Raw genomic sequence first — 6,979 nt, 5'->3', positions numbered from 1 at the left:
GGGCGACGCACAGTGACGCTGGTCGAGCTCGCCTGGGCGACGGCGCCGGGCGACCCGAACGCCTTGGAGCAGGACAGCTCGGCGGCGTGATTACGGCTGCAACTCGATCGTGCGGACATCGCGAAGCGGCGGCGCGCGATGGGTGGAGACGACGACGATCCTATCGCTGAAGCGGGCGAGCAGCCGCTCGAGGATGCGCTCGCCCTGCGCCTCGTCGAGATGCTCGGTCGGTTCGTCAAGCAACACAACGGGTCGGGGTGACAGCCAGGCGCGCGCGAGGTTGATGCGCTGCGCTTCGCCGAGCGAGAACCTGTCCTGCCTGACCCAGCTGTCCAGCCCCCCCGAGTCGCGGATGCGGCCGTCCATCTCGACGGCTTCCAGCGCCCGCCACAGCGCGGCATCCGGGACATCGCCGGCGAAGAGATTGGCGCGGACGGTGTCCTCCAGCACGACCGCGTCGTGCAGGACGAGGGACACGAGCGCCCGCCGCTCGCCTGCCGACAGGATGCGGTCGTCGGTGGCGAAGGCATCGTCGCCGATCCAGCCGGCGATCTGCTTGAGCAGGCTCGTCTTGCCCGAACCGCTTGCGCCGACGAGCAGTGTCGGCTGGCCCCACGCGAGGAGCAGAGAGATGGGCGTTCCGATCGACCGGCCGTCGGGTGCACGGCGTTGCAGGCCGCCATGAAGCAGCAGGGCGGGCTTGATGTCATCCAGGGCGAATTCGCGCCTGCCGGCCGCGGTGCCGCGTGTCCATTGGCCGATCTCGGCGCAAGCCGCGTTGCGGCGGAGCACGGCAACCAGCATGCGCGATGCGCCATTCATGGTTTCGCCCAGCGCCAGCCAGGAGAAGGCGAGCAGCATCGGCGCGAGAAGCTCCGTGCCTTGTCTGCCCGCATACCAGGCAGCCGCCATCACACTGACGCCGGCAACCGGACCGAAAGCCGCGCCGATCATGTCCAGCATGGCCTGCAGCCGGCGAAGGGCAAGCTGCGCGGCGTCGGCGCGAGAGAGCGCGGCAAGGGCCTCAGTGCATTCGCGGTTCCAGGCGCCCTCCGCCTTCAGGGGTACCGCTGACGCCATGGCCGCGCCAAGCCGGCTCGCGCCCCCGCGGCGCAGCGACCTGGTCTCACGCCATGCCATGGCGCCAGCTCTGGCCACCCGGTTCCCCGCGAACAGGATGGCAAGCAGCAAGACTATGATGGGCAGGAGGGACAAAGGCGCCAGCACCGCCGAGCCGGCGACCAGGACCGCGAGGCCGCAGGCAAGCGTCAGAGCCGGCAGGCCGGCGCGCAGCCTGGCGAAGTCGAGGTCCTCGACATCGTCCAGATAGTCGGCAAGGCGCGAATCGTCGCCCAGCTGCCATCCGGCCCGGCGCACCGCCGGCGCCGCCGCCATCGCGGCGAACAGCTCGACGCGACGCGATATCTGATCGGTGAGCGCGGCCTTGTGTCCGGTCAGCCGCTCGCCATAGCGGGCGGCGGTGCGGCCAACCGCGAACAGCCTGATGAAAGCCGCGGGGGTGTGAAAGTTGAAAGTGAAAGCGGTGGCGGAAAGGCCGGCGATCGCCACCGAGCCGAGCAGCCAAGCGGACACGCCGCCCAGCAATATGGCGCAGGCCAGCGCGGTGAAGGCGAAGCCCGTCGCCAGCCGCCACGACTTCCGGTTCGATGACTGAAACGCTGTGCTCATGCCGCCACCTCGACGGTATCGTCACGGGTGAGATCCACAACCAGGTCGGCGGCGGCGGCAAGCTCCCGGTCATGCGTCGCCACAACGACCAGCCGCGCCTCTGAAATCCCGATCAGCATGCGCTGCACGGCCTCGGCGGTCGCGCGGTCGAGTTTTGCCGTCGGCTCGTCGGCCAGCACGGTCCGTCCGAAAAGTTGCGCGCGGGCGATGGCGATGCGAAGCCGCTGGCCGCCCGAAAGATTGGCGCCGCCCTTGTCCAGCCTTGCATCGAGACCGCCTGGCAGCAGGGCGTCGTCGAGCAGCCCGATCGCGCGCGCGGCATTTTCCAGCCGGCTCCGGTCCAGCGCGCCGCCATTCCACGAAATAGCCTCCGACAACGTTCCTTCGGGCACGTAGGCATCCGTCGAAACCCAGGCGATCTCCCCAGCGGCCAGCGGACGGGTTCCCGGCTTCGGCATGGCGCCCGGCTCGAGCCCGGCGAGACGGCGCAGAAGCGTCGATTTGCCCGATCCGCTCGGACCGACGATGGCGACGAGGCCATGTGCAGGCAATGTCAGGCGCAACCGGTCGAGCACCGGCAAGGTCGTCGACGCGATCGGTTCGGCGCCGAGCAGCCGGTCCAGCGCGGTGGCAGCCGCCAACCCTTCCGCCTTGGCATGGTACTGCTCCGAGAAGCGGCGGAATGGTGCGAAATATTCCGGCGCGATCATCAGGATGAACAGGCTCTGCCAGAGCTCGAGATTGGAGAAGCCGGGGATCGTCGCAAGCTTCAGGTGCCCCAGGCCGAGGAGGATGGCGAGGATCGCAATCGAGAGCGAGGCGAAGAAGTCGATGATCCCGGCATTGGCAAAGGCTATACGCAGCAGACCGATCGTCTCGCCCGCGTAGCCCTCCAGGCGATGGCCGAGTTTTGCCTCCTCGCTTGCCGTCGCGTGGTTGGCAAGAATTGTGGGCAGCGTGCGGACGCGGTCGGCGAACTGGCCCGCCAGCCGGCCGAAGGCACACTCCTGGGCGTCGGCGCGCCGGCGGATCGCATTGCCCACCAGCGCGAAGAACAGGATCATGACCGGCGTCAGGCAGATGACCAGCAGCGCGGCCTGCCAGGAGACGAAGCAAAGCGCGATGGCAGCGAGCAATGGCCCGGCCGCCATCATGGCCGTGGCGGCACGATGGCCCACCACCAGTGCGGCGATCGCCTCCGGATGGCGCTGCATCGAGACGATCAAGGCCCCTGTCGAGAGCGACTGCAGCTGCCGCGCCGGCATCTTGCCCAGTCGCTCGCTCGCGAGCGCCCGCAGTCGCGTCGACATGGCGTTTTCCGCGGAAGCCTGCATCCTTTCGGCGGCGAATCCGGCGAGGCATGTGGCCGCGAGCAGCGCGATCATCCCGGCGACGAGCCATGGATCGACCGTCTCGCCCATCACGAGCCGGCCGGCGGCCATCGCCGCCGTCGCGGCGACGCCGAGCCTGAGCACGGTGCGGACCGCCTGCAAGGCGAGAAGACCGCGCAATCCACGCCTTGCCAGTCCCTGGGCGGCGGAAAGCGACTGAAAGGTACCGGGCGTCGCGGCGGCGGAATCAGGAACCGGTGCGGGAACGACCTGCGTTTTCATGGCCCGCTTCTCGCACAGGCGAGGAGGACATGAGTTGATTCAGGTCAAGTCTCCAGCATTCGTGTCGCGCTATGAGGCGATGTCCAGAAAGGATGCTCCATGTCCGACTTTCTTCCTCGGCGTCGCGACGGCAATTGCCACGGTGGGCTGGCGATGTTCCCGATCCTGTTGCCGTCGAGCAGCAACCCGCCTTGAGCCCGGGCGTGACGGAGGAGCTATCATGACGAGCGCCGAGCCGGAGCCGCTGCACAGCCCGGCAGATATGCGGCGGGCGCATATGCAGAAGCTCGCGCTCTGCCACATGCTCGAAGGCATCGCCGACGACCTGCCATCGCGCGTCGACCGGCTCCAGTGCCTCGCCATGGCGGCCGACCTCTTGCCGCTGCTGCGCGAGTGCCACCGCTTCGAGGAAGAGGTCGTCTTCCCTGCCTTTGCGCGGCAGACGGGCGAGGAAGACACCGTCGCGCGATTGAAGCTCGAGCACCTGGAGGATGAAAGCGCGGCGGCGGATCTCAGCGAGGCGCTGCTGGCCTACGGCCACGGGCGGCAGATCGAAAATCCCGAGGCGTTCGGCTATATGCTGCGCGCCTTCTTCGAATCGTTGCGCCGCCACATTGCCTTTGAGCGCGACCACGTGCTGCCGAAGGTTCTCGGCAATCAGTAAGTATTTGTCTTTACGCAATTCCGGACGGAAAACCGCTATGCACTTTTCCTGGAATTGCTCTAAACGAACGCCCCGGGGATCAGTCTCCGGCCCGCGCGGCCAGGCGCCCGATGTCGTCGACGATGACGTGGCGGTTGTTTTCGACGCGGATGACGCCCTCGCCCCGCAGCCGGGTGATCTGCCGGCTTACCGTCTCGACGGTGAGACCCAGGAAATCCGCGATCTCCGCGCGCGACAACGGCAGATCGAAAGCGGCGCTGCGCCGCTCCGGCCCGGCGGCGGGGTCGATGTTGCGCGCGATCATCAGAAGGAAGCTCGATATCTTCTCGGAGGCCGTCTTGCGGCCGAGCGCCACCATCCAGTCGCGCGCCTGGTCAAGCTCGCGCAGCTTCTGTTCGAGCAGGCGATGCTCAAGGTTGGGCTGCTCCTTTATCATGCGCTCCAGCGCCTGGCGCGGGAACGAGCATAGTTCGACGTCTGTCGCCGCCTCGGCGCTGAGCGTGCTCTCGCTCTGGAACGGTCTGCCGAGGAAATCGGGAGCGAATTGCAGGCCGACAATCTGCTGGCGGCCGTCGGAAAGCGTCTTGGTCAGCTTCACGACGCCTGAAAGCACGTTCGAGAAACGCTCGACGCTCCTGGAATCGCCCACCAACTCCTTGCCGGCCTCGGCCTCGTGCCGTTTCGTCGATTTGGCAAGATCGACGAGCTGCCCGGCGTTGAGCGCGCCGCATATGCCGCGGTGCCGCGCCTCGCATGAAACGCAGAGTACCGGGACGCCTGCCGTGTGAATATCTTCGCGCACGATGAACATCTATAGTGTTCCCGCCCTTCACCGGCAACGCAGGCCGGGACGCGAAAGCGTCGCAGCCCGTGCCTCGAGGATCGGATGGAAACCAATCCGTCGATCGCCGCATTGCACAATTGCGGGCCGCCTGCACAATAGGCGCATGTCCACCGGTTCGTTGACCATCCTTGTTATCGACGAGAACCGCATCCGCGCCTCGATCATCGAGGCCGGGTTGCGGGACGCAGGCCATCGCCATGTCACGGTGATCCATGACGTGGCCGGCATTGCCCGGCGCATCGCCGAGATCGAGCCGGACGTCATCGTCATCGATCTGGAAAATCCCAACCGCGACATGCTGGAGAACATGTTCCAGCTGTCGCGCGCGGTGAAGCGGCCGATCGCCATGTTCGTCGACCGCTCCGACCAGGCCTCGATCGAGGCCGCAGTCGATGCGGGCGTGTCCGCCTATGTCGTCGACGGGCTGAAGAAGGAACGCATCAAGCCGATCCTCGACATGGCGATCAGCCGCTTCAACGCCTTCTCGCGCATGGCGCGCGAATTGGAGGAGGCGCGCAGCGAGCTGGAGAACCGCAAGGTCATCGACCGGGCCAAGGGCATATTGATGAAGTCGCGGGGCTTGAGCGAGGAGGCTGCCTACACGCTTCTGCGCAAGACCGCCATGAACCAGAACCGCAAGATCGCCGAGATCGCCCAGAGTCTGGTGACCGCGGCGGGATTGCTGGGACCGCTGGAGGGCGAATGAGCATGGCGCACGAAATCACCGCCGGCTTCATGCCGCTCTTCGACAGCGCCGTTCTGGTCGTGGCCGGCGAGATAGGCTTTGCCGCCCGCGAGGGCATCGAGCTCAAGCTGCAGCGTGAGACCTCCTGGGCCAACATCCGCGACCGCATCGCCATCGGCCATTTCGACGTCGCCCATATGCTGGGGCCGATGCCGCTCGCCTGCAGCCTCGGCCTCACGCCGCTTGCCTCGGAGACCATCGTGCCCTTCTCGCTCGGGCTCGGCGGCAACTGCATCACCGTGTCCAACGCGGTTTGGGACGGCATGGCGACGCAAGGTGCCGCGCCCGACCTCGATCCGGCGCGCGCGGGGTCGGCGCTTGGCGCTCTGATCCGCGAGCGGGCGGGTGCCGGCCGCGAGCCGCTGCGCTTCGCCGTCGTGCATCCGCATTCCGGGCATAATTACGAGCTGCGCTACTGGCTGGCCGCCTGCGGCATCGATCCCGACCGCGACATCGAGATCGTCATCGTGCCGCCGCCCTTCATGGCCGATGCGCTGGCTGCCGGCCGCATCGACGGCTATTGCGTCGGCGAGCCTTGGAACAGCGCCGCTGTCGCGGCCGGAACCGGCCGCATCGTCACCGTCAAGGCGCTGCTCTGGCGTAACAGTCCGGAAAAGGTGATCGGCGCGCGTAAGGTGTGGGCCGAGGAGAACCCGGAGGCGCTTGCAGCACTTCTCAGGGCGTTGCATCACGCCGCCCGCTGGTGCCAGGACCCGGCGAACCGCGGCGAACTGGCTGCGCTGATGGCGAAGCCGGCCTTCCTTGGGCAGCCGGAGGCAATCCAGATGCCGGCGCTCACTGGACGCCTTCAACTTGGCGGCGGCGTGGAGCGGCGCGTCGAGGATTTCTTCCTGCCCTTCGACAAGGCGGCGAACTTCCCCTGGAAAAGCCATGCGCTGTGGTTCTACACGCAGATGGTGCGCTGGGGGCAATTGCCGCACACACCGCAGAACCTCGCCATCGCCCGCGACTGCTATCGGCCCGACCTCTACCGCTCGGCGCTGAAGCCGCTCGGCGTGGCGCTGCCCGGCGCCAATGCCAAGGTCGAGGGCGCGCTGAAGGTTGCGACGCCAGTCGGCTCGGCGGGGGCGAGCCTGGTGCTTGGTCCCGACGGATTTTTCGACGGCCAGATCTTCGATCCGGACCGGATCGACGCCTACATTGCCGGCCAGAAACGCGCCTGATCATTCGCGCGCCAGTCTTGTGCGATGCACAAAATTTGTGCGGCATGTCCATACCATTGATCAATGTTTGACCGCGTTGCAGCTTGGCTCCGCCGCAGGCCCATTGTGCAGCATGCTGATTTTAAATGAAATTCTGATCTCTCGTAAAACTGGCACGCTTCGTGCTTTGAAATAGACGAGCCCCTCGTGGGCAACAGAACAGGCGTCCAATGGCGGGCGCCACAGGCAAAGCTGCCGCTC

The 6,979-nt window shown here is 66.8% G+C and carries 7 protein-coding genes; 3 read left to right on the top strand and 4 right to left on the bottom strand.

Features of this window, described 5'->3' with window-relative positions; translation table 11 throughout:
• Positions 1-90: 90 nt before the first annotated feature.
• Together EOA24_RS22490 and EOA24_RS22485 are read right to left on the bottom strand one after the other, a co-directional pair.
• Positions 91-1,689, bottom strand: a complete 1,599-nt coding sequence (locus tag EOA24_RS22490; RefSeq protein ID WP_127258267.1) for an ATP-binding cassette domain-containing protein — start codon at positions 1,687-1,689, stop codon at positions 91-93.
• Entirely contained in the window at positions 1,686-3,302 is a 1,617-nt protein-coding gene (locus EOA24_RS22485; protein ID WP_126081239.1) for an ATP-binding cassette domain-containing protein, read from the bottom strand. The genes EOA24_RS22490 and EOA24_RS22485 overlap by 4 nt, the downstream gene beginning before the upstream one ends.
• Positions 3,303-3,522: 220 nt before the next feature.
• Between EOA24_RS22485 and EOA24_RS22480 the strand changes: the two genes are divergently transcribed.
• A complete protein-coding gene (locus EOA24_RS22480; protein WP_245501829.1) occupies positions 3,523-3,966 on the top strand; it encodes a hemerythrin domain-containing protein in 444 nt (147 codons plus the stop codon).
• Positions 3,967-4,045: 79 nt separating this feature from the next.
• Here EOA24_RS22480 and EOA24_RS22475 read toward each other — a convergent pair whose 3' ends face one another.
• Complete coding sequence (locus EOA24_RS22475; protein ID WP_126081240.1) at positions 4,046-4,777, bottom strand: Crp/Fnr family transcriptional regulator; 732 nt, start codon at positions 4,775-4,777, stop codon at positions 4,046-4,048.
• A gap of 136 nt (positions 4,778-4,913) precedes the next feature.
• Between EOA24_RS22475 and EOA24_RS22470 the strand changes: the two genes are divergently transcribed.
• Both EOA24_RS22470 and EOA24_RS22465 read left to right on the top strand, forming a co-directional pair.
• On the top strand, positions 4,914-5,516 hold the full coding sequence (locus EOA24_RS22470) for an ANTAR domain-containing response regulator (RefSeq protein ID WP_042638220.1): 603 nt from the start codon (positions 4,914-4,916) through the stop codon (positions 5,514-5,516).
• Positions 5,513-6,739 (top strand): CmpA/NrtA family ABC transporter substrate-binding protein, encoded by a 1,227-nt coding sequence (locus EOA24_RS22465; protein ID WP_126081241.1) that lies wholly within the window; start codon positions 5,513-5,515, stop codon positions 6,737-6,739. Before EOA24_RS22470 ends, EOA24_RS22465 begins: the two co-directional genes overlap by 4 nt.
• A gap of 60 nt (positions 6,740-6,799) precedes the next feature.
• Here the strand turns inward: EOA24_RS22465 and EOA24_RS42445 are convergent.
• On the bottom strand, positions 6,800-6,979 hold a 180-nt coding region (locus EOA24_RS42445; protein WP_210213597.1), incomplete at its 5' end, for a hypothetical protein.

The organism is Mesorhizobium sp. M2A.F.Ca.ET.039.01.1.1, from assembly GCF_003998035.1.
Taxonomy (GTDB): domain Bacteria; phylum Pseudomonadota; class Alphaproteobacteria; order Rhizobiales; family Rhizobiaceae; genus Mesorhizobium.
Note: the sequence above shows the minus strand (reverse complement) of the source record. Positions and strands in the feature narration are given on the sequence as shown.

What these genes read in the sequence shown, in the direction of transcription:
- EOA24_RS22490 (WP_127258267.1), bottom strand. Translation starts at nt 1,689, where the DNA reads ATGAGCACAGCGTTTCAGTCATCGAACCGGAAGTCGTGGCGGCTGGCG.
- EOA24_RS22485 (WP_126081239.1), bottom strand. Translation starts at nt 3,302, where the DNA reads ATGAAAACGCAGGTCGTTCCCGCACCGGTTCCTGATTCCGCCGCCGCG.
- EOA24_RS22480 (WP_245501829.1), top strand. Translation starts at nt 3,523, where the DNA reads ATGACGAGCGCCGAGCCGGAGCCGCTGCACAGCCCGGCAGATATGCGG.
- EOA24_RS22475 (WP_126081240.1), bottom strand. Translation starts at nt 4,777, where the DNA reads ATGTTCATCGTGCGCGAAGATATTCACACGGCAGGCGTCCCGGTACTC.
- EOA24_RS22470 (WP_042638220.1), top strand. Translation starts at nt 4,914, where the DNA reads ATGTCCACCGGTTCGTTGACCATCCTTGTTATCGACGAGAACCGCATC.
- EOA24_RS22465 (WP_126081241.1), top strand. Translation starts at nt 5,513, where the DNA reads ATGAGCATGGCGCACGAAATCACCGCCGGCTTCATGCCGCTCTTCGAC.